Below are 24191 nucleotides of genomic sequence, written 5' to 3'. Positions count from 1 at the left end.
GCTCATACCTTCTCGACTTCGGGACGGCCGAGCAGGCCAGTCGGCATGAAGATCAGCACGATCGACAGGATCGAGAAGGCGGCGACGTCCTTGTAGTCTACCGAGACATAGCCCGCGAAGAAGGTTTCGATCAGGCCGATGGTGATGCCGCCGAGCACGGCGCCGGGCAGTGAGCCGATGCCGCCGAGCACGGCCGCCGTGAAGGCTTTGATGCCGACCACGAAGCCTGCATAGAAATCCGTCACGCCGTAATAGAGCAGGTGCATCAGGCCGGCGACCGCGGCCAAGGCCGCGCCCATCACGAAGGTGAGGGAGATGGTGCGGTCGACGTTGATGCCCAGCAGCGAGGCCATCTTGATGTCCTGCTCGCAGGCGCGCTGTGCCCGTCCGAACGGCGTCTTCGTCACCACATAGGTGAAGATCAGGAGCACAACGATTGTCATGACCATGACGGCGATCTGCGAATATTGCAGCCAGACCGAGAAATCGGCTTCCTTGAAGAACTCGATGCCGCCGGGGATCAGCGCCGTGAAGGCCTTCTTGTCCGCGCCCTGCGCGTTCTGTGCGTAATTCTGCAGCACGATCGACATGCCGATGGCCGAAATCAGGGGAGCCAGGCGGAACGATCCGCGCAACGGGCGATAGGCCATGCGCTCGACCGTCCAGCCGTAGAGCGATGTCAGCAAGACCGAGAGCACGAGGATGGTCAGCAGAATGATCGGGATGCTGGCAATGCCCACGGTGGCGAGCAGGACCAGGATGACCAGCGAGATCATCGTGGAGATCATGAAAATATCGCCATGGGCGAAATTGATCATGCCGATGATGCCGTAAACCATCGTGTAGCCGATGGCGATGAGCCCATAAATGGAACCGAGTGAGACGCCGTTGATCAATTGCTGGAGGAAATACTCCATCCGCGGTCCTGCTCTCGATCCTGGGGCAGCCTGAAGGACGCCGGTTGCCGGAAAGGCGATTCCCCGCAGGGCTTGCCTGCAAGGGTAGGTAGCGCAGCTTTCAGAAGCTTCCGAGTCTTTTCAAGTTTTTTAATCGGGCATCCAATGCCCGGTTTGGTGGCAGCCCGTGGGCGAAGCTCTACCAATAGATGTCCGCGCCGAAGCGGCTGTAGGCACCGATGCCGTCGTCGTCGTGCAGGGCGCCGGCCGAGGCTTTCAATGTCAAACGCCCGAGCGGGACCCCTTCCACAAAGAGGCCAAGGCGCTGCTGATCCGACTCGCTGTTCTTGAAGGATTCGGCTTCGAGGCCGGACAGGACATTGCCAATGATCGCGTAGCCGCCGGCAATCCGGGCGCGGTAGAGATCGAAGGCCGAGCCATAGGCGCCGGACACGTCGAGGCGCGTGCGGTCGGTCGGCTTCCAGGAGAGCTCACCGGCGATCCGCACGCCAACTCCGGTGCCTTGCACCTCGTTATCGGGATCGATCCTGTCGAGCGCGTGATTTTCCACTTCGAGCCCGACCAGAGCCGCAGCCCACATGCGCGGACGCAGGATCCGCCAGCCGGCCAGAAATTCGCCGGTCACGACCTCGCCGTTGACGTGGCCGTTCTCGATGTCGGCATTGTAGGAATAGCGGCCCGTGCCGCCGACGATGCGCAAAATGGGCCCGGAAACATCGCGCGGCCCGAACAAGGGAGCATCTACCCCGACCCAGGTGAAATTGGACACCGTGGACAGATCCGCGCCGCTGAAGAAGAGGACGTTGCGGGCCTTCTTCGCATCATCCGGTTCGGCGGAGGCCGAACCCATGCAGGCGAAAAGCAGCGTGAACGCCCATGCCGCTCCCCTGAAGCCTGATGTCGATGTCATTTTCGCCCGCCACGTACCCCATTCGCTTAGCGAATTTCAGGGCTTGGGGCGAGCGAAATTACCAACCGAGGCTCGAGGGATTCTACTCGGCGCCGAACTTCCCCAAACGGATCAGCTGGGTTTCGCCGGACGAGCCATCCACGCCGTCATTGTCGGTAATGATGAAAGCCGCGCCGGCCGCATCCACCGCAAAACTCTCGACCTTTTCGATGACGGTTCCGTGCGGCTTCTCAAGATCGGGCAGGAGGTCCAGCAGTTCTGTCTTCTTCAGCACCGGGATTTCCTTGGAGCCGATCGGTGCGGGCTCGATGCCGTCGAGACTGGTCTTCATCAGCTTCTTGACGCGGGCGGCATCGCCGATCTGGTTGTCGCGTTCGATGACGATCCAGCCATCGCCGGCGGCGGTCAGCTCCGAGAGGCCGATCCAGCCCTTCTCGGCCTTATCGAGCGGGTAATGCACGGCGCTCCAGGCTTTGGTTGCCGGCTGGTAGGACAGGATCTTGGTGAAGCCTTTCGGATCGTCCTTCCATTCGCGCTGTACGGCCAGCCAGATGCGCTGATTGTCACCCGAGCCGGTCACGGCGACGCCTTCGAAGCCGAAACGCGTGGCCTGCGCCTTCAGCTCTTCCGGCAGTTCGATGATTTCCTGAATAGCTCCGGCCTCATCCACGCGGACGAGCTGGGACTGTGTCGCCTTTTCCTTCTTCTCCGGATTGCCTTCGGAGGCCAGCCAGAAGCCGCCTTCGGCGCGCACCGCGATGCCTTCGAGGTCGAGGCCTTTTGCGGGCTTGCCGTCCTGAGTGACCGTCAGGGCATCGGTGATGAGCGCGGGTGTCTTGCTGGCGTCGATCGTCAGGATCTGCGCTTCGGAATAGAAACTGTCCGTCACGGCATAGAGCTTGCCGGGTTCGACGGGGTCGGCGGCTGTGCCCGAGATCGCTCCCCAGGCGATGGGCAGGCCGTTCTTGTCCGCGGATTTCAGCGTCGGATACAGGGCCGGGCCGTCCGTGCGGGCGTAGATCGTGACCTGAGATCCCGCACCGCCTTTCTCACGGGCGTCGTTCTCGCTGGCGGTGACGAAAAGATTGCGGCCGGGAATGGCGAGCAGGCCTTCCGGACCGATGCCGCCGGGCAGGATCTGGAGCAGTTCCGGCGCGGCCTTTGCGCCCGCGTCCCGGTAGACGCCGACGACGGAAGCCCGCTCCGAGCCGACGAAGATCAGACGGTCCTGGCCGAACGTGTCGACCTCGATGCCCTCGGGCTCGATCCCCTTCTTGTTGCGGTTCTCGGGATAATGGCCGATGCGCACCACCTCGTGCTCGAAGCTTGCGCCGCTTTCGTAATCGATCGTGCCGTCGCGGTTGAAGATGGTGAAGCCGCGTGAGCCGCCCTTCCAGTCGCCTTCATTCGCGGTGACGAAGCGATTGTCGTCGATCCAGTGCACGGAATCCGGCTCCCGCGGCACGTCCTTCATCGAGCCGGTGAGGCGGATCACGCCGTCCTTCTCGGTGTCGATCTGCTCCAGCGAAACGGTGCCGGCGGGGAAATGCGCGGAAATCTTCGCCGTTGCGAGATCGACGATGGCGATGTGGTTGTTTTCCTGAAGCGACACAATTGCTTCGTTGCGGTTGTTGATGTCAACGAATTCCGGCTCCGCATCGTCTGGCCCGATGGCGGCGATTCCGGTCAGATCGACGATCTGCTTGCCGGCGCAATCCGGCTCGCCGTCCTTCAGGCGCACGATGGTGAGATTGCCGGTCGGCAATTGGGGGATCGCACCGTCGTTCAGCTCCTCGTCGCGCTCGTTCTCGATGACGATGGCGAGGAATGCTTTGTCCGGGCTCGAAGCGATGGAATCGGGCTGGCCGCCGAGCTCGCATTTCGCCACGACCGCCTTCGTGGCGAGGTCGACGACCGCGAGATGGCCGTCGGGGCTGGTATAGGATTCGGAGGTGTTGACGGCGACATAAGCCCGTCCGCCCACGATCTTCACCGAGGTTGGTTCGCCCTCCAGCTGAACGAAGCCGGCCGGCTTGGGCTGGGCGGGGTCGATGATGTCGACCAGGCCAAGCGCCCCGCGTTCGCTGTCGGTATAGGCCAGCAGATTGCCGTCCTCGGTGGCGCTGATGATCTCGGCGATGGTTTTCTTCTCGATGTCCGCGCCTTCGGGCAGATTGCGAACCACTGGGAACGTGGCCACGCGATTGAACATTTCGGCGGCTGAGGCGGGCGCGGTGCCGGCAAGAAGCATTGCGGACAAAGTGAGAAGGGGCGCGCGCATAAGGAACCTTCCGGTAGGATAAGATTGTTGCCTTACGAATGCGCCGTGACGGCGCGATGACTGCCTCTTAGCCGCCGCTTTACCAGCTTCGGGTATTCTTGGAACGATCAGTAGAAAAAGAGGTCGAGTGGAACAGCGTGCCCCCCGAACCTCGGAATTGATTTCCGAGCTGCCCGACAGTTTTCCCGGAGACACGCTGACGCTCGGCGAGCTGATCTCGGCCCTGCGCAATCGCGCGTTCGGCATGGGAATCCTGCTGTTCGCCATTCCCAACATTTTCCCCATGCCACCGGGCATCCCGGCCATCAGCGGCGGCGTTCTGATGCTGTTCGGCCTGCAATTGGCAATGGGCCGTTCGAGCCTGTGGCTTCCGGAGAAGCTCGCCCGCCGCAGCATCGGCCGCGACACGTTGCTGCGTATCTCGGATCGCTCGCTGCCCTGGATCCGCCGCTTCGAGAAGTTCAGCAAGCCGCGCATGCAGCAATTTGCGACGCCTCTGGCCGCGCGCGGCGTGGGGGCGATGATCTTCGTGCTGGGGCTGGTGCTGTTGATGCCGTTCCCGCTGCTCGGCAATATTCCGCCGGGCATGGCCGCCTGCGTGTTCGGCCTGGGCCTCGTCGAACGTGATGGCTTGATCGTGCTCCTGGGCTATTTGGCCTCTGTCGTGGCTCTGGCGCTGACGGCGCTTGCCACCTACGCCATCTATTACGGCGTCACCTGGTTCTTCTGATTCTGCGGACGTTTTCTCATGTCGCTCAAGCTTTCCTTTCTCGGCACCGGCCTGATGGGTGCCCCCATGGCCCGGCGCCTGCTGGCGGGTGGCTTTTCGCTGACCGTCTGGAACCGAACGCTTGAGAAGGCCCAGCCTCTGGCCGAGCAGGGGGCGATCATTGCCGCCAATCCGGCCGACGCCGTGCGTGATGCCGATATCGTCATCACCATGCTCGACAGCGGTGCGGTGGTGACGGACGTTCTCTTCGCGCAGGGCGTGGCCGAGGCGTTGAAGCGCGGTGCAGTCATCGCGGATATGAGCTCGATCCCCCCCGCGATCGCCCGGGAGCATCATGCCCGCCTGGCCGGACAAAGCGTGCATCATCTCGACGCGCCGGTCTCCGGCGGCACGGTCGGAGCAGAGGCCGGCACACTGGCCATCATGGTGGGCGGTGAAGCAGATATATTCGAGCGCGTGAGGCCGGCGTTCGCACCGATGGGCCGTGCGCTTCATGTCGGGCCCACCGGATCCGGGCAGCTGGCGAAGCTCGCCAATCAGGCCATTGTCGGCATCACGATCGGAGCCGTGGCCGAAGCGCTTCTGCTGGCCGAGCGGGGCGGGGCCGACCCTGCCGCCGTGCGAGAGGCCATCCGTGGCGGCTTCGCGGAAAGCCGGGTGCTGGAAGTGCATGGCCGGCGGATGGTGGAAAACGACTTCACCCCCGGTGCCCGCGTCACCACGCAGATCAAGGACATGCAGACCATCGTGGCTGAAGGGGAAGCGCTGGGGCTCGACCTGCCGCTCAGCCGTGACGTGCTTGTTCGCTACGAAGACCTTCGCGATCGCCTTGGCGGCGGCGACCTCGACCATGCTGCCCTGTTCCTGCAATTGCAGGCAGAAACCTCGCATTAACCCATCTTCGTGACCGCGCCGGCTTGGAACCAACATTCGTTGGCTGGTGTTTCGTGTCCAGGAAGGTTGGGGGAATGATGAAGGGCATCCGCTTTGGCTGATTTGCGTTTCTTTTCTCCCTCGGCTCTCAGGGTTTTTCAGGTTTCTTCCATGAGGTGCGGGGGCCAAGGTGCCCTGGTTTCTCCGGACGACGCCGAAGCGAAGGGAAGCGCGCGATGAACATCGCAGAAGCCGCACGCCGTGCCGCGCTGACGCCGAAAGCCATCCGCTTCTATGAAGCGCAGGGTCTGCTGCGTCCTGACCGCGCCGCGAATGGGTACCGCGCCTTCAACGATCAGGACGTGCACACGCTGCGTTTTCTGAAACGAGCGCGTGATCTCGGATTTTCCGTGGAAGAATGCCGGGCGCTGCTCGCGCTCTACCATGAGACAGAGCGTTCGAACGCCGAGGTGAAGGCGCTAGCGGAAAACCGCGTTGCGGAAATCGACCGGAGACTCGCCGATCTCTCGTCCATCCGCTCGGCGCTCGCGCATCTCGCCAGTACCTGCAGTGGCGACGAACGGCCGGAATGTCCCATTCTGGAAGATCTGGCTGGCGGCAACGATTTGTCGGAGAGCGACTCAACACGGGAGCGCAGCGGCAAGAACGGATCAAGCGTCCGGACCGAGCGACGCTCCTCCGCAGCTTAGCCTAGAACAGTCCGAGGCTTTTCAGGCTGCAATGACCATCCCGGCCCACGATGATGTGGTCATGCAGCTTGATGCCAAGAGGCGTCGCGACCTCGTTGATCGTGTGGGTCATGGCCACATCGGCTCGGCTCGGCTCGGGATCGCCGGAGGGATGGTTGTGCACCAGCACGATCGCCTTGGCGGAGAGTTCCAGAGCGCGGCGCACCACCTCGCGCGGATAGACAGGCGTGTGATCGACCGTGCCGGTCTGCTGCACTTCGTCGGCGATCAGGGCATTCTTGTTGTCGAGGAAGAGAATGCGGAATTGTTCGCGATCCTCGAACGCCATAGCGGTGCGTATGTAATCGAGCACCTTGTTCCATGAGCCGAGCACGGGCTTCTTGCCGATTTCCCCACGCGCGAAACGTCGGGCCGCCGCCTCCACCAGCTTGATCTCGGTGACGGCCGCTTCCTTGATACCCTTGGTTTCCATAAGCCTGGCCGGCGGCGCCGCCACGACTTCCGCGAACGATCCGAAGCGGCGGATCAGTTCCTTGGCGATGCCTTTGGTGTCCTGACGAGGGATGGCGCGGAACAGCAAGAGCTCGAGAAGCTCGTAATCGGGCAGGGCGTCGGCGCCGCCCTCGCGAAAACGGCTCCTGAGGCGATCGCGGTGGCCGAAATAATGCGGAGCCTCGCTCAGTCCGCTCGGCTTTCCGCCATCCTCGTTCTTGCTCATGCCCGCGCGGCGACAGGATTTTCGAGGCCGGCCCGGGACAGGGTGAAGATCTCCACCCCGGTCTCGGTCACGCCGACGGAATGCTCGAACTGAGCCGACAGCGAGCGGTCGCGGGTTACGGCTGTCCAGCCGTCGCTCAGCACCTTCACATGCGGGCGCCCGAGATTGATCATCGGCTCCACGGTGAAGATCATGCCGGCTTTCAGCTCCACGCCATCGCCGGCGCGGCCGTAATGCAGGATGTTCGGCTCGTCGTGGAACAGCTGCCCGACGCCGTGGCCGCAGAAATCGCGTACAACGCCCATGCGCTCCTCGCCTTCCGCATAGCTCTGGATTGCGGCGCCGATATCGCCCGTCGTCCGGCCGGGCGCGATGACCGCGATGCCGCGCATCAGCGATTCGTAGGTGACCTCGATAAGGCGTTCGGCCCGGCGCGGGATCGGGCCGGCGGCATACATGCGGCTGCTGTCGCCATGCCAGCCGTCCAGCAAGACCGTGGCATCGACGTTGAGAATGTCGCCCTCGCGCAGCGGCTTGTCGCTCGGGAAGCCGTGGCAGACCACATGGTTGATCGAGATGCAGGTGGAATGAGTGTAACCCCGATACATGAGCGTGGCGGGGAGGGCGCCATTATCGAGCACGAATTCGCAGACGGCGCGGTCAAGCTCTGCCGTCGTGACGCCCGGCGCCACCTTGTCGGCCAGCATGTCCAGCGCCTCGGCAACGAGCTTGCCGGCCCGGCGCATGCCTTCGAAAGCCTCTTCTCCATAAAGGCGGATCTGCCCCGTCTTGCGGGTGGAGGCGAGGGAGGCGTCGATGTAAGTCATGATCCCGCTGTATGTAAGCGATCCGCAGGTGTTGAGCCAGATGTCTCCGTGGATGGGCGCCACGACATGGGCACAAAACCGTTCTGCCGGGAAAAACGCTGCAGCCAGATCCGTACGGCCTGAAACGGGGTCAGATCGAACCCGCCCTCGTGCGCGAGGTGCGTGTTGGCGTAGAGCGCGATATCCGCCAGCGTTGGAGCCTCACCGCCGAAAAACGGATGGGCCGCCAGATAGGTCTCCATGACGCGCAGCGCCTCGTAGCCCCGATCCTCCCATTCCTCCAGCAGGTTCTGCTTCAGCTCACGCCCGCCTTTCTGCAGAGCGAGCCAGAACCGCGCCTGCCCGATAAATGGATCGTGGGAATGCTGTTCGAAGAACATCCAACGCAGGGTTTCCGCGCGGGAGAAAGGCTCTTGCGGAAGCAGGGGGCTGCCCTCCGCGAGGTAATGCATAATGGCGCCCGATTCCGGCAGTGCCCGGCCATCTGCCAGGATGAGGATCGGCACCTGGCCGGCGGGGTTCATGCGCAGATAGTCCGACGTCCGGTTGCCGCCGGCTAGGATATCGACATCAAGCAGCTGAAACGGCGCGCCGAGAAGCGCCAGCGCCAGACGCGCTTTATAGCTATTTGCCGAGCTTTGCATGGAGTATAGCTTATACATACCGATTCACTGCGTTTTATTTGCTGGAACGTCAAGCAGGCATTCCAGTCTGTTCCAAAAGTGTTGCATTTGCCGCTTGCGTGTTTCGCTCTTGCGCACTAGGTTCCGCCCCGTTTCAATATCCCCCAGCCAGTCCGGAGAGTAATTATGGGCTTCCTCGCCGAGAGCCTCAGCCGCGTTAAGCCGTCCGCCACGCTTGCCGTCACCCAGAAGGCGCGGGAGCTGACGGCCCAGGGCCGGAGCGTTATCTCGCTCGGCGCGGGCGAGCCCGATTTCGACACTCCGGACAACATCAAGGCCGCCGCCATTTCCGCCATAGAGCGTGGCGAGACGAAATACACGCCTGTGCCCGGCATTCCGCAGCTGCGCGAGGCCATCGTCAAGAAGTTCAAGCGCGAGAACAATCTCGATTATCTCCCTTCGCAGGTGATCGTCGGTACCGGCGGAAAGCAGATTCTCTACAACGCCTTTGTGGCGACGATGAATCCGGGGGATGAAGTCATCATCCCCGCGCCGTATTGGGTCAGCTATCCGGAGATGGTGGCGCTGAATGGCGGCGAGCCTGTGATCGTTTCGACCACGCAGGAGAACAATTTCAAGCTCCAGGCGGCCGATCTCGAAGCGGCCATCACGCCCAAAACCAAGTGGCTGATCTTCAACTCGCCGTCGAACCCCTCGGGCGCCGCCTATACGCGCGACGAACTCAAGGCTCTGACGGACGTGCTCGTGAAGCATCCCCATGTGTGGGTGCTGACCGACGACATGTATGAGCACCTGACCTATGGCGATTTCACATTCGCCACGCCTGCCGAAGTCGAGCCCGAGCTCTACGAGCGGACCCTGACGATGAACGGCGTGTCGAAGGCCTATGCCATGACCGGTTGGCGTATCGGCTACGCAGCCGGTCCGCAGCAGCTGATCAAGGCCATGGACATGATCCAGGGCCAGCAGACCTCGGGCGCCTGCTCCATCGCCCAGTGGGCGGCCGTCGAGGCTCTGGAAGGTCCGCAGGACTTCATCGCCGAGCGCGCCAAGATTTTCGAGGAGCGTCGCGATCTGGTGGTGTCGATGCTGAACCAAGCTCCCGGCATCGATTGCCCGTCGCCGGAAGGCGCGTTCTACGTCTATCCGTCGTGCGCAGGCACGATCGGCAAGACCGCGCCTTCGGGCAAGGTGATCGAGACCGACGAGGACTTCGTTTCCGAATTGCTCGATTCCGAAGGCGTGGCGGTCGTCCACGGTTCGGCTTTTGGACTCGGCCCCAATTTCCGCATCTCCTACGCCACGTCGACGGAGAAGCTGGAAGAAGCCTGCCGCCGCATCCAGAAGTTCTGCGCCGAACTGCGCTGAGCCCAGTAGGAACCTTGCCTGAACACGCTGCGTTCTGACGCCAGCGTGTTCAGGAGGTTCTTTCGATGAAAAAGCTCGTATTCGCGGCGGCCCTCGGCGGCCTCCTGCTGCCAATGGCCCCGGCGCACAGCGCCACCGAAGCTGGCCTCCTGGAATGCGACGTGTCCGGCGGCGTCGGATTGATCGTGGGCTCCACGAAGGCCATGAGCTGCCGCTACACGTCAGCCGACGGCAAGATCACGGAACCTTACAGCGGCGAGATCAGCAAGGTCGGCGTCGATATCGGCGTCACGGGCAAATCCGTCATGGTGTGGACGGTCCTTGCCCCGACGGACACGTTGAGGCCGGGTGCTCTGGAAGGCACCTATGCCGGCGTTTCCGGGCAAGCCACGGTGGGCGTCGGCGCGAGCGCCAACGTGCTGGTCGGTGGCTCTGATCGCACCATTTCACTGCAGCCGCTTTCGGTAGGCATGCAGACGGGCCTCAACGTGGCCGCAGGCATCGGCTCGATCACGCTGCGTTCGCCGACGCGCTGAGTGTGCGCGCGATAAAAGAAAGGCGCTCCCGGGAGCGCCTTTTTCATGACCAGCCGGAGACCTTCGCCAGAAGGAAATCCCGGAACACCTGGATACGCCGCACGCTGCGCAGCTCTTCCGGATATGCGAGGTAGGCCTCCAGCACCGGCGTGTCGTAATCTTCCAATACCCGGACCAGACGATCGTTCGGCTCATAGAGATATTGCGGCAGCACGCCCAGGCCGACGCCCCCTTCGACCGCGCGCTTCAGCCCCAGCATGTTGTTGACGGACATGCTCGGCTGGCGCGGATCGGAATCCTCGCGCCCCACATAAGCCAGCCAGTTCAAGGGCTGGAGGAATGTCGGCACCAGGCCGCCGAAGCCGACGATACGGTGCTTGTCGAGATCCGCGGCGGTCTTCGGCTGGCCGAAACGCTCCAGGTAATCCGGCGATGCGTAGACGTGGTAATGGACCGGGAACAGCTTGCGCTGGATCAGCTCAGACTGGGTGGGCTGCCTCAGACGAATGCCGACATCGGCCTCGCGCATGGCAAGGTCCAGCTCGTCGTCGGTCAGCATAAGCGTGACGAAGATCTCGGGATAGAGATCGAGAAATTCACCGAGCAGGGGCGACAGCCAGCCGCCGCCGAGGCCGACCGACGTCGTCACCTTCAGCACGCCGTGCGGGCGTTCGCGGCTATCGGTCAGCAGGAGCTTCGTGGATTCCAGCTTGGCGAACAATTCCTGCGTGGTGCGGAACAACAATTCGCCCTGTTCCGTCAGCAGCAGGCCGCGCGCGTGGCGGTGGAACAGCGGAACCTTCAACTCGGCCTCGAGCGCCGAAACCTGTCGGCTCACCGCGGATTGGGACAGGCCCAGTTTATCGCCGCCATGGGTAAAGCTCTTGGCCTCAGCCGCGGCGTGGAAGATTCTCAGCTTGTCCCAATCAAGCGACATGGCCTTATTCCGCAGCCATTGCAAGGGAGGCCTGGGCGTGCAGGTAGCGCTCGGCATCGAGCGCCGCCATGCAGCCCATGCCGGCGGCCGTGACCGCCTGCCGGTAGACCTTGTCGGTCACATCGCCGGCAGCGAAGACCCCGGGAATGCTTGTCTGTGACGTGCCTGGCTCAACCAAGAGATATCCTGACTCATCCAGCGGGAGCTGCCCCGCGAACAATTCGGTTGCCGGCGCATGACCGATGGCGACGAACACGCCTTCCACATCGATCTGCGTTTCAACCGAGGTCTTGATGTTCTTCACACGGATAGCGCCGACCGCAGGCGGCGTTCCGCCACCTACGATTTCGTCCACGACGGAATCCCACACAAGCTCGACCTTAGGATGGGCAAACAGGCGATCCTGCATGATGCGTTCGGCGCGCAAGCTGTCGCGACGGTGGACGAGATAGACCTTGGAGGCGAAATTGGTCAGGAAGAGGGCCTCCTCCACCGCCGTGTTGCCACCGCCGATAACGGCGATCTCCTTGCCCCGGAAGAAGAACCCGTCGCAGGTGGCGCAGGCCGACACGCCATATCCCTTGTAGCGGTCCTCGCTCGGCAGGCCGAGCCAGCGTGCCTGCGCACCGGTCGCGATGATGAGGCTGTCGCAGGTCCAGACCTTGCCGGACTCGCCCCGCAGCGTGAACGGCCGGCGCGACAGATCGACCTCGGCGATGTGATCATTCTCGATGCGGGTGCCGAACCGTTCGGCCTGTGCCTGCATCTGCTCCATCAGCCACGGGCCGCCGATGGGATCGGAAAAACCCGGATAATTCTCGACATCGGAGGTGATCGTCAGCTGTCCGCCCGGCTGGATGCCGCAGATCATGACCGGCGTCAGCATTGCGCGCGCGGCGTAGATGGCCGCGGTATAGCCCGCCGGGCCCGAGCCGAGAATGATGAGACGCGTGTGCTCGGGAGAGGTCATCGGATCACTTCACTGCGGACGAAAGCGTGGTGCCCAATGTAGGTGCGCCGGACAGACTCTTTCAAGGCAAAGGCCTTAGATGCCTGTGGGTACGTCTGAGACTTCCAGGACGATGCCCTTGCGGTCGAGGAAATCGATCATGGCGCGGTCCTCGATCATGTCGGATTCGATGCTCGCCATGCCGGTCTTGACCCGAGTTGCATGACGCTGTCTCGACGCTGGTGAGGCTGGACCACGGGCGAGCTTCGCCTCCAATTCCTCAGCTGATTTCGAGTAATAATGGTTTAATTGCAGGAATTTCGACGAATAGAATGCTGGTGCCTTGCGACCCTTTCGCGTCGCCGTGAAACCTGCATCGTTCGCCATCAATTCGCCGTGCCGTGCGCTCTGAAAATGGTGAATACTAACCCGGCTCACCTCACTTGGATCCACGATGCACTTGAAGTTGCTCGCATTCTTCTTGGCGCTGAGTGGGTCGGTACCACGCATTGTGTAATTCCGGAGCACCGGTCCGGAAGGGCGCGTGCGATGGCCGCTCGTTCCGAACATATGCCAAGGCAGGGCGATGATCGGAAACCCCTGAGCTCCGACCAGTGCATCCTCGATATTGTCTCCCGTCTTGGGTAGCAGGAACTCGTCCACATCGATGAATGCCATCCAGCGATAGCCTGCCCCAAAGTTCAGGAGGGCGTGCGCGAAGGCCAGAGCCTGGGCGTTGAGAACAACCTCACGAGGCGCGTCCGCCAGCCTCATATGCCAAGGAATGACGGTGAAATTCTGGTTCGGCAACGTCTTTGCGACGATTTCGAATGTGCCATCCGTGGAGGCGTCATCGTAAAAATAGAAATGCCGTATTCCGACCGCCTGATGGAAGCGGATCCATTCCTCGATATAGACCCGCTCGTTTTTGACCATGACCGCAATCGCCACGCCGTGCCGATCGGCCGCGGGTTTCGGCGGCGTGATCGACAATTGCTTGGTGAAGGGGTCTTTTTTCTTGAAAAGCCGCACTGTCTGTCCCGCGTTAGAGAATCTGGTTGAGCAGCGATATCGGCGAATGACTGCGAAGATGTGTTCCCTGATCCCGACAGACATCCTTGGCCAGCACCATGTGCCTGAGAATGCGGGCTTGTGACCTCTTGATGCCGGACGGTGCCGTGTCACCCGACGTCTCATAGAAGCGCGGCTGGTCGGCGTTCATGATGTCGATGCCAATCAGCCCGATCGTGGATGGCGTACAGAAGGCCGCAAACTGAACGGCGGAGACCGCGACAGATCCCCCCTGAAAGACGCCGATATCCGGATCGGTCGAGAAGCCCGCATCTCCCTTGTCGTTTAGCACGGCGCCGGGAATACGGCGTAAATCCGCCACGGATTGGCGTGGTCGACCATACGGCTTTCGAACATCGTCGATCAGCACCACGCGTCTTTCCAAAAGCCATCTCGGATCAATTTCGCAGATGGCTCGGATCACTCCGGCAGACAGCAAGAGGATGGTGTCGCGCGGTGCCTTGGCATCCAGCAGTGCCATGTGACGCCAGATGAAGCGCTCATCTTCGATCGCGATGGCGAGCGGACATTCGACCGTCTCACCGATCAGGGTACACGCTCCGTTGAGCAGGATCGCAGACTTCGGCCCGACCGCGTCAAATGACGTCGTGGCAACCGATGGACCGCTTCCAACGACGAACAATTCATCCTGTACGGTAGCTTCCTTCAGGATGCGTGCAGGGTGCAGCGTGCAGACATCCTGTCCTTGGAAAGTCGCTGCGCAGAAACTTCCTTTTTCGTCGCGCTTCAATCGCAGCGCCGGCAGCCAATTGTGCGCGTGCGACCAGCGAGGAATGCCGATCAAGGACAGCTTGATCAGACGACGGTGCAGCGGCTTGCGTTGATGCCGCGTGAAAATCGGCGCGCGGGTGAGACTCATGTGAATATCTTCGTGTCCTTGCGCCAGGAATAGGCGAGGCGGGACAGCCTCATGTTTCGGGGGCGCAGGAACTTTCGGAAAATGGGGAGCTCTTCGAACGGGCGGGCATCCATTGCCGCAATTTCCGTTTCGGTCATCGCATGGAACGAATATCTCCCCCGGTTGAACGGGAAGATCCGGACCTTTCTCTTGCCCTTCCGAAACAGTTTCGGAAACGGCACATGCATCATGATCGGCGAGAAGGGAAAGAGCCGCTGGTAATCCATGTCCGCGAGGGCTTCCCGATTGATGCCTTCCCCGTCCTGCAGAATCCATCCTGAGGCCTTCAGGCGACCCAGATGTGTGACCCCGACATCGGCGTAAGCGGTTTCAGGGCCGTGCCGATAAGCCCGAATATCCGGCATAATTTCGTACTCACCACCCCGCAGGAAACGCGGGTCGACTTGCAGGACTTTTTCGCTCGTGGCGAACATTCGCGAATATTGCTGCCTGACCTCCGGCGAGAACGGACGGACGAACTGCATGTCATCCTGGATCATGAAGAGGTAGTCGAAGCCGTTCTCGCAGGCATGATCCAGCATGTTGCGGATATTGGCATAAAGATTTCCGTGCCGCTTTCCGTCCTTCGGGTCTGTGTTCACGATGACCTGATCGAGCCATCCTCGATGATCCTCGAGAACTTGGCGCGTTTGCGGGTCTTCACTGTTGTCGTCGCACACGATGACGCGAAAATTCGGGCAGAATTGCCGCGTCGATTCAAGGCAGATCTTCAGCGAGGCTCCCATATTATAGGAAAACACGCAAAGGAGCGTGTTTGCGGGGCCGATTTCTGGCGCCGGAATCATGTTAGGGGACGACATCGCCGAGCCTCTTTTTCTCCGAGGCCGAGACTTCCTCTTTCCATAGCTCGGCATAAATCTGGCCGATGCGGCGCGCTTCTTCCGTAAGGCCAAACGCCTTTTCAGCGCGCACGCGACCCGATCTCGCCATAAGCTCCGCCCGGCCGGGGTCCGCCATCAAGGTTTCGAGACGGGAGGTGAGGGTCGGCAGATCCTCGATATCGACCACAAAGCCGGTCTCTGCATCCGCCACCAGATGCTCGAAGACGCCCGCACGGGTGGCGACGACCGCGGTGCTGCTCGCCATTGCCTCAAGAGGCGTCAGCCCAAAGCCTTCCCATCGCTGGGGGGCGACGTGGATCAGGAGGCGGCGAAACCAGCCCGGAATCTCGTCGGCCGGAAGCTCGCCGAGAAACAGGATGCGGTCCGTCAGGCCGGCGTCGGTCACCCTGCGGCGGAGTTCGTTGAGGAAGCCTGCATTGTCCGGCGTTGCCAGGCCGATGACCACAGCGGTGAAGTCCGGATATTTCGGCAGGAGGCGGCACATCGCCTGCACGAACAGATCGGTGCCTTTCTGATGGCGGATCCGGCCGAAGGCGCCGATGCCATAGCGGCCGGGCAGGCCGGTTTTCGCCCATTCCGCCGCGCGGTCCTCGCTCGGGCGGAATTTGTCGAGGTCTACGCCATGCATGATGGTTGTGGATAGCACTTCGAGATACGAGGCGGCCTGCGGGGAGGTGGCGATCACCGCGTCCATGCGCCGGATCAGCCATTTGGTAAAGCTCGTGTGATGACGCTGGGCAGCAGACGTGAAGACCAGCCGCCACGGCTGCCGCAGAACGTCGCGCAGAAGAACGCCAGCGATCATTTCGATGTTGCGGCGGGCATGCCAGATGCGAAATGACCTATTGCTCGGCCGCGTCCATCCATGGCGGAGGATGTCGCTCCAGCCAATACGCGGAAAGTCGGCCGGGATGTGATGGCCGAGCGCCGCGATCTTCAGGCTCCGCGCCTGATGAGGGATGAGGGCCAATATGGTGGCCGTAACGCCAGAGAATCTGCGGTTAAGATTGGGCGCGACCACATGTATCGCCCGCAGATCGACGTTCATAACCGAACGTGAGAGGCGCACGTTCATCACGCGCGCCCGCTCGTCGGACATGATTGGAGGCCCGGCTCCGGAATTGAACCGGAGCTTGCCAGACGTTGCACCGTCTGTGAGTCGCCGCTCCCCCACCGGGCCATGCGCAACCTATGCGGGCAAATGTTGCTAACTCCTGAACGGCTTACTCGAAACGGATGTCCAGGATCTCATAGCTCTTGGCACCGCCCGGCGCGGTCACTTCCACCTGATCGCCGATCTTCTTGCCCACGAGCGCACGCGCGATGGGCGAGGTGATGGAGATGCGTCCGGCTTTCACGTCGGCCTCGAACTCTCCGACAAGCTGGTAGGTACGCTCTTCCTCGGTGTCCTCATCGATCAGCTTCACCTTGGCGCCGAAGGTCACGGTGTCGCCCTTCAGCTTGGTGGGATCGATGATCTCGGCGCGCGCCAGGATGCTTTCGATCTCGGCGATGCGACCCTCGTTCAGGCTCTGCTGCTCTTTGGCCGCATGATATTCCGCGTTCTCCGAGAGATCGCCATGGCTGCGCGCCTCGGCGATGGCCGCAATGATGCGCGGGCGCTCCTCGGAGGTCCGCTTCTTGAGGTCCGTTTCGAGGGCCTCATGTCCGGAAGCGGTCATCGGAACTTTTTCCATGATCTTCTTCTCTCACGCAAAAAGACGCCGGCACGCGTGAGTGTCGGCTCACGCGATGCCAGTCACAGGTTGCGGGTAACGTCCCGAATCAGTTCGGGGTTTGGACTTCCCCGGCGAAGTAGGACTGCAATGGCCGAACTTCCAGATCCCCCTCAAGGTAGGCCCGGATGCCCTGTGCCGCCGCAATCGCTCCAGCTAGGGTGGTATAGTAGGGCACTTTGTGCAAGAGGGCTGCACGCCGGAGCGAGCGGCTGTCGCTGAGAGCACCCGCACCTTCGGTTGTGTTGATGACCAGCTGGACCTCGCCATTCTTGATGGCGTCCACGATGTGCGGGCGGCCTTCGAGCACCTTGTTGATTGGCCGGGCGACGACACCCTGCTCCTCGAGGAAACGCTGGGTGCCCGTGGTGGCGATGATCTCAAAGCCGAGGCTGACGAGCAGCTTTACGGCATCCACGATCCGGGATTTGTCGCCGTCCTTCACCGAAACGAATGCGGTGCCGGAGGTTGGCACGCGCGTGCCGCCGCCGAGCTGGCTCTTGGCGAAGGCGATCGCGAAATCACGGTCGAGCCCCATGACCTCTCCGGTCGAGCGCATTTCCGGTCCGAGGATCGTGTCGACTCCCGGGAAGCGGGCAAACGGGAACACGGCCTCCTTGACGGCGATGTGATCGAGCGTCTGCGGCGTGAGCCCGAACGAGGCGAGGTTTTCGCCGGCCATGATGCGGGCTGCGATCTTGGCGATCGGCCGGCCGACGGTCTTGGCCACGAAGGGCACGGTGCGGGAGGCGCGCGGATTCACCTCCAGCACATAAATGTCGCCGTCCTTGATGGCGTATTGCACGTTCATCAGGCCGCCGACTTCCAGCGCCAGCGCCATCTTCTTCGTCTGCGCCTCGATCTCGGTGATCGTTTCGGGCTTCAGCGAATAGGGCGGCAGCGAGCAGGCCGAATCGCCTGAATGCACGCCAGCTTCCTCGATGTGCTGCATGATGCCCGCGACGAAGGCGTCCTTTCCGTCGCACAGGCAGTCGACGTCCACCTCGATGGCGTCGGAGAGATAGCGGTCGATCAGCACCGGGCTATCGCCGGAAACCACCACGGCCTCGCGCATGTAGCGTTCGAGCTGGCCTGGATCGCGAACGATCTCCATGGCGCGCCCGCCAAGCACGTAGGACGGCCGGATAACGACGGGGAAGCCGATCCGGTCGACGATGACACGCGCTTCCTCGGTCGAGGTGGCGATGCCGTTCTGCGGCTGGCGCAGATCGAGGTTCCGCAACAATTGGCTGAAACGGTCGCGGTCCTCGGCGAGGTCGATCGCATCGGGCGAGGTGCCGAGGATGGGAATGCCCGCATCTTCCAGTGCCTGAGCCAGCTTCAGCGGGGTCTGGCCGCCAAATTGGACGATAACGCCGTGCAGAGTGCCGTGCAGGCGCTCGGTGTGCAGGATCTCAAGTACGTCTTCGGCCGTCAGGGGCTCGAAATAGAGTCGATCCGAGGTGTCGTAATCGGTCGACACGGTCTCCGGATTGCAATTGACCATGATGGTCTCGTAGCCAGCATCACGCAGTGCGAAGCAGGCGTGGCAGCAGCAATAATCGAACTCGATGCCCTGGCCGATGCGGTTCGGACCGCCGCCGAGGATTACCACCTTCTTGTGCTCGCTGGGCTGCGCCTCATCGGCCGGGCGGCCGTCGAACAGCGGCGTGTAGCTGGAATACATATAGGGCGTTGGCGATGCGAACTCGGCGGCGCAGGTGTCGATGCGCTTGAACACCGGGCGCACGTCGAGCGAATGACGCAGCCCCGCCACGTCCTTCTCGCTGGTGCCGGCCAGTTTGGCGAGGCGAGCGTCCGAGAAGCCCATGGATTTCAACGAGCGCAGGGCGCCGGCCGTCTTCGGCAGGCCGAGACGCCGCACCTTGTCCTCGGTGTCGACGACGCTCTTGATCTGGTTGAGGAACCACGGATCGATCTTGCAGGCCTCGTGCACCTGCTCGACCGTGAGGCCGAGACGAAGCGCGTGGGCGCAGGTCACGATGCGGTTGGGCAGGGGGGCGGCCAGCGCAGCGCGCACCGCGTTCTTGTCGTCGCCCTGGCCAAGCCCCTCGATCTCGACCTCGTCGAAGCCGGTGAGCCCGATCTCCAGCGAGCGCAGCGCCTTCTGCATGGCTTCGTTGAAGGTGCGGCCGATGGACATGGCCTCGCCGACGGATTTCATCGAGGTGGTCAGATTTTGCTCGGCGCCCGGGAATTTCTCGAAGGCGAAGCGGGGAGCCTTCACCACTACGTAGTCGATGGTGGGTTCGAAGCTCGCCGGCGTCGCACCGCCGGTGATGTCGTTTGCGATCTCATCGAGCGTGTAGCCGACGGCCAGCTTGGCCGCGACCTTGGCAATGGGAAAGCCCGTGGCCTTCGACGCAAGCGCGGACGAACGCGAGACACGCGGGTTCATCTCGATCACGATCATGCGGCCGTTCGCGGGGTCGATGGCGAACTGCACGTTCGAACCACCCGTCTCGACACCGATCTCGCGCAGAACCGCGATCGAGGCGTCGCGCATGCGCTGATATTCCTTGTCGGTCAGCGTCAGCGCCGGGGCCACCGTGATCGAATCGCCGGTGTGGATGCCCATCGGATCGATGTTCTCGATGGAGCAGATGATGATGCAATTGTCCGCCTTGTCGCGGACCACCTCCATCTCGAACTCCTTCCAGCCGATGACGCTCTCCTCGATAAGGACCTCGTCGGTGGGGGAGGCGTCGATGCCGCGCTCGATGATGTCGACGAACTCGGCCTTATTGTAGGCGATGCCGCCCCCCGTGCCGCCCATTGTGAAGGAGGGGCGGATGATGGCCGGCAGGCCGATCTCGTCCAGCGCCTGCAGGGCTTCCGACATCGAATGGGCGAGACGGGAGTTCGGCGTGTCGAGGCCGATCTTGGTCATGGCCTGCTTGAAGAGGTCGCGATCCTCGGCCTTGTCGATGGCCTCCGCCGTGGCGCCGATCATCTCGACGCCGAACTTCTCCAGCACGCCCATCTTCCGCAAGGACAGCGCGCAGTTCAGCGCCGTCTGCCCGCCCATCGTGGGAAGGAGGGCATCGGGCCGCTCCTTCTCGATGATCTTGGCCACGATCTCCGGCGTGATCGGCTCGATGTAGGTCGCGTCCGCCAGCTCCGGATCGGTCATGATCGTCGCCGGGTTGGAGTTCACCAGGATGATCCGGTAGCCCTCCTCGCGCAGCGCCTTACAGGCCTGGGTGCCGGAATAATCGAACTCGCAAGCCTGGCCGATGACGATCGGACCGGCGCCGATGATGAGGATCGATTTTATGTCGAGGCGTTTGGGCACAGCGGGGCGTTCCGTGACGTTTGCGCGCGCAAAGGTGCGCGGGCCGTTGCGGCGGTTTTGGCGATGATAGGCTAGAGGCGTCGTTTACACAGTGCGGAGGCTTTGCGAAAGTCCCGCGTGCTTAACCACAGGATAGATATGGCCGAACCACGCTGGACGATCGTCACGGGAGCATCATCCGGCATCGGATTGGAACTGGCGCGCTTGTTCGCGGCGGATGGCGATGGGCTCGTCCTCGTTGCGCGCCGTCGTGAGCGGCTGGACGCACTGGCGGCTGAGCTTTCGGCGATGCATGACGTGCCCGTGCGGGTCTTGCCGCTCGATCTGGCCGATCCAGCCGCACCTCAAGCTCTGTTCGATTGGGTGACGCGCGAGGGCATCATCGTCCACACCCTCGTGAACAATGCCGGCTTTGGCCTGCGCGGCCGCTTCCACACGCTGCCGACGGATCGCCAATCGGACATGGTGGCCGTAAACATCGCCGCGCTGACCTGCCTGTCGCGCCTGTTCCTGCCCGGTATGATCGCCCGCGGGCAGGGAGGCATCCTCAACGTGGCCTCGATGGCCGCCTTCCAGGCAGGGCCGTATATGGCGGTCTATTACGCCACCAAGGCCTATGTGCTGTCGCTTTCGGAAGCCTTGCACGAGGAGGCAAAGCCCCACGGCGTCTATGTCAGCGCGCTTTGCCCGGGGCCGGTCGACACCGAATTCGCAGACGTGGCCAACCTCCAGGGCAGCAAGCTGTTCACCTTCGGCGCGGCGGATTCGGTTTCCGTGGCGCGCTATGGCCATCGTGCCTATCGTCGCAACGTTGCCATCGCCGTCCCAGGTCTTCTGAACAACATCGCCGTGTTCGGGTCGCGCATGATGCCGCGCTTCCTCACCCGCTGGGCTGCCGGGCGCTTGCAGAAGGTTGCGGGCCCCTGAATAAACAGGACGGTATTCGCTTTTCGCAACACCGTTATGCATGAACCCATCGCCGCGCAGACCGTTGGCCGGGCATCCGACCGTTTTGGATTGCACACCAACAAAGCAAGGAGATCGCGATGGATCTCGTTCTGCCAAGCTGGGTTCTCGCGCTGCCGCCGTGGGTCTGGGTTCTTGCGGGGCTAGGGGTCGCCGCATTGGTCATGCTGCTGGCCTCGGTCGTCCTGGCGTTTGTAGGACTGCGCTTCGAAAAATATGCCCATACACGCTTTGTCGCCCATGTCCTGAAGCGGCTGCGCTTCTCGCTTTCACTGATCGTGGGAACCGTCGCGTTTTTCCTGCTTCTCCCGGTCACCGGGGTCACGCTTTACATGCAGGCCGGGCTTCAGCAGGTATGCGCCGTCATTCTGGTCGCGGCCGTCGGTATCGGGGCCTATCGCCTCGCGAGCTTCGCCTTTGATCTCTACGCGAAGCGGGATGGCGCAAATTTCGAGGACGTCCACGTCCGACGCCGGCAGACGCGCTACAATCTCCTCAGGCGTCTCGCGCTTACAGCGATCGCCGTTGCGACCATCGGCCTGATCTTCACGGTTATTCCGGCGCTTCAGACCGTCGGCGTCAGCCTTTTCGCCTCGGCCGGTGTTGCCGGCATCGCCATCGGTCTCGCCGCGCGGCCCGCCATCAGCAATCTGCTGGCCGGCATTCAGATCGCGTTCAGCGAACCCATCCGCATCGGCGATCAGGTGGTGCTGGAAGGCGAATGGGGCACGGTCGAGGACATCACCTCGACTTATGTTGTGGTGAACATCTGGGACCAGCGCCGGCTTATCCTGCCGCTGTCGTACTTTCTGGAAAAGCCGTTCCAGAACTGGACGCGCGAAAATCCGCAGATCCTCGGCACGTCGATGCTTTACGTCGATTATTCGGTGCCCGTGGAAGAGATGCGTCAGGAACTCGGCGAGATCCTCAAGCAGTCGAAATATTGGGATGGCCGCGCCTGGGCGCTCCAGGTGACCGACCTGCGTGAAAACACGATGGAGCTCCGCGCCCTCATGAGCGCGCGCAATGCCGGCAGCGCCTTCGACTTGCGCTGCGAGGTGCGTGAGAAAATGGTGGGATGGCTGAAGGAGCGCCATCCCGAGGGTCTGCCACGCTCGCGCCTCGACGTCAGCGCCGGTAGCCGTTCCGAATTCGCGGCGCTGGCGGGTATGCGGCCGCAATGAATGTGAGGAAGGCCCGGGACTGCCCGGACCTTTCCGATCAATACAGGGTGCGCGGCCGGGAAAGGGACTGCACCCAGTAATAAAGCTGCACCAAGGCCGACAGTCCCACCAGGATGTAGACGAGCCGGGTGAGGGCGGTGCCGACACCGAAAATGGATTCGACGAGATTGAAGTCGAACGCACCGACGAGGCCCCAATTCAGGCCGCCGACGATGATGAGCAGAAGAGTGATGATGTTCACGATGTGCATGACGCGTTGCCTCGACGGTCCTTGAGGATGGCCGTGGTGAGGCAATCGCCGGTTGTGTCGTCGGTTCCGCCGTTTGTGCGCGATCACGAGAAATTGGGCGCCAGTCGGCCTATAAGCCGGGTTTTGTAGGGCCGGTTGCGGTTGCCCGCAGCCGACGCGACGGCCATTCCTCTGGGACATCCGTTGCCGGATGCCTCGAGCAACCAACCCGAGCAGCGGTCTGGAGGCGGGACCTGGGCGAGCCCGCGCCGCTCCTATTCGGTTTTGCTCCCGGTGGGGTTTGCCTTGCCGCTCCTGTTGCCAGGCGCGCGGTGCGCTCTTACCGCACCCTTTCACCCTTACCCGCGGCGGACCGCGGGCGGTTTGCTTTCTGTGGCACTTTCCCTGAGGTCACCCCCGCCGGACGTTATCCGGCACCGTGCCTCCATGGAGCCCGGACTTTCCTCCCTGCCGAAGCAGAGCAGCCATCCGGCCGACTGGCGCGCCCCAATAGAGGGTGTTCGCACCCGATTGCAAGGCTTGGCGCTTGTGAAGACGCTGGCAGAGGTCTACCGACGCCGGCATGATGCCCGTATCCGCCAGCCGATCTTCTCTAATCGAGACCTTTGTCCCGCTGCTGTTCGTCGTGCTGTGGTCGTCGGGCTTCATCGTCGCGCGTCTCGTCGCGCCGCATGCGGATCCGCTGACCTTCACCTGCGTGCGGTACGTGCTGGTTCTTCTCCTGCTCGTCCCGCTGGCCCTGATCCAGAAAGCGCCCTGGCCCCGCACCCCGCGTGAGATCGGCGCCAATGCGGTCTCCGGCGTGTTGCTCCACGGAATGTATCTCGGGGGTGTTTTCTGGGCGGTAAAGCACGGGCTGCCGGCGGGGATCGCGGGCCTCTTTTCCGGCCTTCAGCCCTTGGTCACGGCTTTGGTCGCACAGCCGCTGCTCGGCGAACGTGTCGGCTTGCGGCGTTGGATTGGCATCGTGCTCGGCTTTGCAGGCGCCGCGATCGTGCTGTCACCGAAGCTCGGAATGCAGCCGGACTCCATTCCTCCGATCTCGCTCGGCGTCGCGGCCATCGCCTTCGCCGCCTTCACCGCGGGGACCATCTGGCAGAAGCGCACCGGCGGTCTCATGGATTTGCGCACGGGCAATGTCGTGCAGTTCTCGGCGGCGCTGGTTCCCACGGCCGCCGCGGCCTTCCTGCTGGAGGAAGGCAGGTTCGACATGACGGGCGAATTGTTCGCCGGCCTGTTCTGGTCTGTCTTCGGCTTGTCGATCGGTGCGGTGATGCTGCTGCTGGCCATGATCCGGCGGGGCGCGGTGGTGAAGACAGCCTCGCTGCTCTACCTCGTGCCCCCCGTCACGGCCCTGATGGCCTGGATCGGCTTCGGCGAGACGTTCACGCTGCTCCAACTGGGCGGGATGGTACTGGCCGCCATCGGCGTTGCGATCGCGACGCGGCCCGAGATATGATTGCTGAAATGGCGCGGTTGGACGGCC

General features: G+C 62.6%; 23 protein-coding genes and 1 other RNA gene. 8 read left to right on the top strand and 16 right to left on the bottom strand.

The genetic code is table 11. From position 1 onward, the window contains the following. Nucleotides 1–2: 2 nt before the first annotated feature. From ACQ6S1_RS03975 to ACQ6S1_RS03965, 3 genes are all read right to left on the bottom strand, one after another. The gene (locus ACQ6S1_RS03975; RefSeq protein WP_445039845.1) at nucleotides 3–917 is read right to left on the bottom strand and encodes an ABC transporter permease subunit; all 915 of its coding nucleotides are present in this window, start codon (nucleotides 915–917) and stop codon (nucleotides 3–5) included. A 178-nt stretch (nucleotides 918–1095) separates the two neighbouring features. Further along, on the bottom strand, nucleotides 1096–1827 hold the full coding sequence (gene bcsS / locus ACQ6S1_RS03970) for a cellulose biosynthesis protein BcsS (protein WP_445039844.1): 732 nt from the start codon (nucleotides 1825–1827) through the stop codon (nucleotides 1096–1098). Between the two features lie 82 nt (nucleotides 1828–1909). After that, nucleotides 1910–4108: an esterase-like activity of phytase family protein gene (locus ACQ6S1_RS03965; protein WP_445039843.1), complete on the bottom strand. Its 2199-nt coding sequence runs from the start codon at nucleotides 4106–4108 to the stop codon at nucleotides 1910–1912. Between the two features lie 127 nt (nucleotides 4109–4235). Between ACQ6S1_RS03965 and ACQ6S1_RS03960 the strand changes: the two genes are divergently transcribed. From ACQ6S1_RS03960 to cueR, 3 genes are all read left to right on the top strand, one after another. Next, the gene (locus ACQ6S1_RS03960; protein ID WP_445039842.1) at nucleotides 4236–4838 is read left to right on the top strand and encodes an exopolysaccharide biosynthesis protein; all 603 of its coding nucleotides are present in this window, start codon (nucleotides 4236–4238) and stop codon (nucleotides 4836–4838) included. 18 nt (nucleotides 4839–4856) lie between these two features. After that, nucleotides 4857–5732 carry an NAD(P)-dependent oxidoreductase gene (locus ACQ6S1_RS03955; RefSeq protein ID WP_445039841.1) on the top strand — a complete coding sequence of 292 codons (876 nt, stop codon included), beginning with the start codon at nucleotides 4857–4859 and terminating at the stop codon, nucleotides 5730–5732. Nucleotides 5733–5947: 215 nt separating this feature from the next. Beyond that, on the top strand, nucleotides 5948–6421 hold the full coding sequence (gene cueR / locus ACQ6S1_RS03950; RefSeq protein WP_445039840.1) for a Cu(I)-responsive transcriptional regulator: 474 nt from the start codon (nucleotides 5948–5950) through the stop codon (nucleotides 6419–6421). 1 nt (nucleotide 6422) lies between these two features. On the opposite strand, the gene radC is transcribed toward cueR, so the two are convergent. Genes radC through ACQ6S1_RS03935 form a run of 3 tightly spaced genes read right to left on the bottom strand, consistent with a single transcriptional unit; the run spans nucleotide 6423 to nucleotide 8628 of the window. Next, nucleotides 6423–7139: a RadC family protein gene (radC, locus tag ACQ6S1_RS03945; protein ID WP_445039839.1), complete on the bottom strand. Its 717-nt coding sequence runs from the start codon at nucleotides 7137–7139 to the stop codon at nucleotides 6423–6425. Then, the gene (gene map / locus ACQ6S1_RS03940) at nucleotides 7136–7969 is read right to left on the bottom strand and encodes a type I methionyl aminopeptidase (protein ID WP_445040259.1); all 834 of its coding nucleotides are present in this window, start codon (nucleotides 7967–7969) and stop codon (nucleotides 7136–7138) included. Before map ends, radC begins: the two co-directional genes overlap by 4 nt. After that, nucleotides 7963–8628, bottom strand: a complete 666-nt coding sequence (locus ACQ6S1_RS03935; RefSeq protein WP_445039838.1) for a glutathione S-transferase family protein — start codon at nucleotides 8626–8628, stop codon at nucleotides 7963–7965. The genes map and ACQ6S1_RS03935 overlap by 7 nt, the downstream gene beginning before the upstream one ends. A 147-nt stretch (nucleotides 8629–8775) precedes the next feature. On the opposite strand from ACQ6S1_RS03935, the gene ACQ6S1_RS03930 reads away from it, so the two are divergent. Continuing rightward, nucleotides 8776–9978, top strand: coding sequence for a pyridoxal phosphate-dependent aminotransferase (locus ACQ6S1_RS03930; protein WP_445039837.1), 1203 nt, complete (start codon nucleotides 8776–8778; stop codon nucleotides 9976–9978). 65 nt (nucleotides 9979–10043) lie between these two features. Continuing rightward, the gene (locus tag ACQ6S1_RS03925; protein ID WP_445039836.1) at nucleotides 10044–10514 is read left to right on the top strand and encodes a DUF992 domain-containing protein; all 471 of its coding nucleotides are present in this window, start codon (nucleotides 10044–10046) and stop codon (nucleotides 10512–10514) included. A gap of 43 nt (nucleotides 10515–10557) precedes the next feature. On the opposite strand, the gene ACQ6S1_RS03920 is transcribed toward ACQ6S1_RS03925, so the two are convergent. The 8 genes from ACQ6S1_RS03920 to carB all read right to left on the bottom strand — a co-directional run bounded on the left by ACQ6S1_RS03920 (nucleotide 10558) and on the right by carB (nucleotide 20305). Beyond that, nucleotides 10558–11451 (bottom strand): LysR family transcriptional regulator, encoded by an 894-nt coding sequence (locus tag ACQ6S1_RS03920; RefSeq protein ID WP_445039835.1) that lies wholly within the window; start codon nucleotides 11449–11451, stop codon nucleotides 10558–10560. A gap of 4 nt (nucleotides 11452–11455) precedes the next feature. Then, complete coding sequence (gene trxB / locus ACQ6S1_RS03915; RefSeq protein WP_445039834.1) at nucleotides 11456–12421, bottom strand: thioredoxin-disulfide reductase; 966 nt, start codon at nucleotides 12419–12421, stop codon at nucleotides 11456–11458. Between the two features lie 75 nt (nucleotides 12422–12496). Then, on the bottom strand, nucleotides 12497–13432 hold the full coding sequence (locus tag ACQ6S1_RS03910) for a glycosyltransferase family 92 protein (RefSeq protein ID WP_445039833.1): 936 nt from the start codon (nucleotides 13430–13432) through the stop codon (nucleotides 12497–12499). 13 nt (nucleotides 13433–13445) lie between these two features. Then, nucleotides 13446–14351: a glycosyl transferase gene (locus ACQ6S1_RS03905; protein WP_445039832.1), complete on the bottom strand. Its 906-nt coding sequence runs from the start codon at nucleotides 14349–14351 to the stop codon at nucleotides 13446–13448. Continuing rightward, nucleotides 14348–15211: a glycosyltransferase gene (locus tag ACQ6S1_RS03900; RefSeq protein WP_445039831.1), complete on the bottom strand. Its 864-nt coding sequence runs from the start codon at nucleotides 15209–15211 to the stop codon at nucleotides 14348–14350. The genes ACQ6S1_RS03905 and ACQ6S1_RS03900 overlap by 4 nt, the downstream gene beginning before the upstream one ends. Continuing rightward, on the bottom strand, nucleotides 15198–16301 hold the full coding sequence (locus ACQ6S1_RS03895; protein WP_445040258.1) for a glycosyltransferase family 4 protein: 1104 nt from the start codon (nucleotides 16299–16301) through the stop codon (nucleotides 15198–15200). Before ACQ6S1_RS03895 ends, ACQ6S1_RS03900 begins: the two co-directional genes overlap by 14 nt. A 175-nt stretch (nucleotides 16302–16476) precedes the next feature. Further along, on the bottom strand, nucleotides 16477–16950 hold the full coding sequence (gene greA, locus ACQ6S1_RS03890; RefSeq protein WP_445039830.1) for a transcription elongation factor GreA: 474 nt from the start codon (nucleotides 16948–16950) through the stop codon (nucleotides 16477–16479). An 88-nt stretch (nucleotides 16951–17038) separates the two neighbouring features. Beyond that, nucleotides 17039–20305 carry a carbamoyl-phosphate synthase large subunit gene (carB, locus tag ACQ6S1_RS03885; protein WP_445039829.1) on the bottom strand — a complete coding sequence of 1089 codons (3267 nt, stop codon included), beginning with the start codon at nucleotides 20303–20305 and terminating at the stop codon, nucleotides 17039–17041. A gap of 138 nt (nucleotides 20306–20443) precedes the next feature. Between carB and ACQ6S1_RS03880 the strand changes: the two genes are divergently transcribed. Together ACQ6S1_RS03880 and ACQ6S1_RS03875 are read left to right on the top strand one after the other, a co-directional pair. After that, nucleotides 20444–21232: an SDR family NAD(P)-dependent oxidoreductase gene (locus ACQ6S1_RS03880; RefSeq protein WP_445039828.1), complete on the top strand. Its 789-nt coding sequence runs from the start codon at nucleotides 20444–20446 to the stop codon at nucleotides 21230–21232. Between the two features lie 119 nt (nucleotides 21233–21351). Then, nucleotides 21352–22455, top strand: coding sequence for a mechanosensitive ion channel family protein (locus tag ACQ6S1_RS03875; protein ID WP_445039827.1), 1104 nt, complete (start codon nucleotides 21352–21354; stop codon nucleotides 22453–22455). A 37-nt stretch (nucleotides 22456–22492) separates the two neighbouring features. Here the strand turns inward: ACQ6S1_RS03875 and ACQ6S1_RS03870 are convergent, their stop codons facing one another. Both ACQ6S1_RS03870 and rnpB read right to left on the bottom strand, forming a co-directional pair. Next, nucleotides 22493–22705, bottom strand: a complete 213-nt coding sequence (locus ACQ6S1_RS03870; protein WP_445039826.1) for a DUF378 domain-containing protein — start codon at nucleotides 22703–22705, stop codon at nucleotides 22493–22495. 96 nt (nucleotides 22706–22801) lie between these two features. Further along, an RNA gene (gene rnpB, locus ACQ6S1_RS03865) (RNase P RNA component class A) lies at nucleotides 22802–23185 on the bottom strand. Between the two features lie 82 nt (nucleotides 23186–23267). Between rnpB and ACQ6S1_RS03860 the strand changes: the two genes are divergently transcribed. After that, a complete protein-coding gene (locus ACQ6S1_RS03860; protein ID WP_445039825.1) occupies nucleotides 23268–24164 on the top strand; it encodes a DMT family transporter in 897 nt (298 codons plus the stop codon). Nucleotides 24165–24191 lie beyond the last annotated feature (27 nt).

The sequence above is a fragment of the Terrihabitans aquatilis genome, assembly GCF_052542005.1.
The sequence above is the reverse complement of the archived record's forward strand: the minus strand, read 5'-3'. Positions and strand labels throughout refer to the sequence as shown.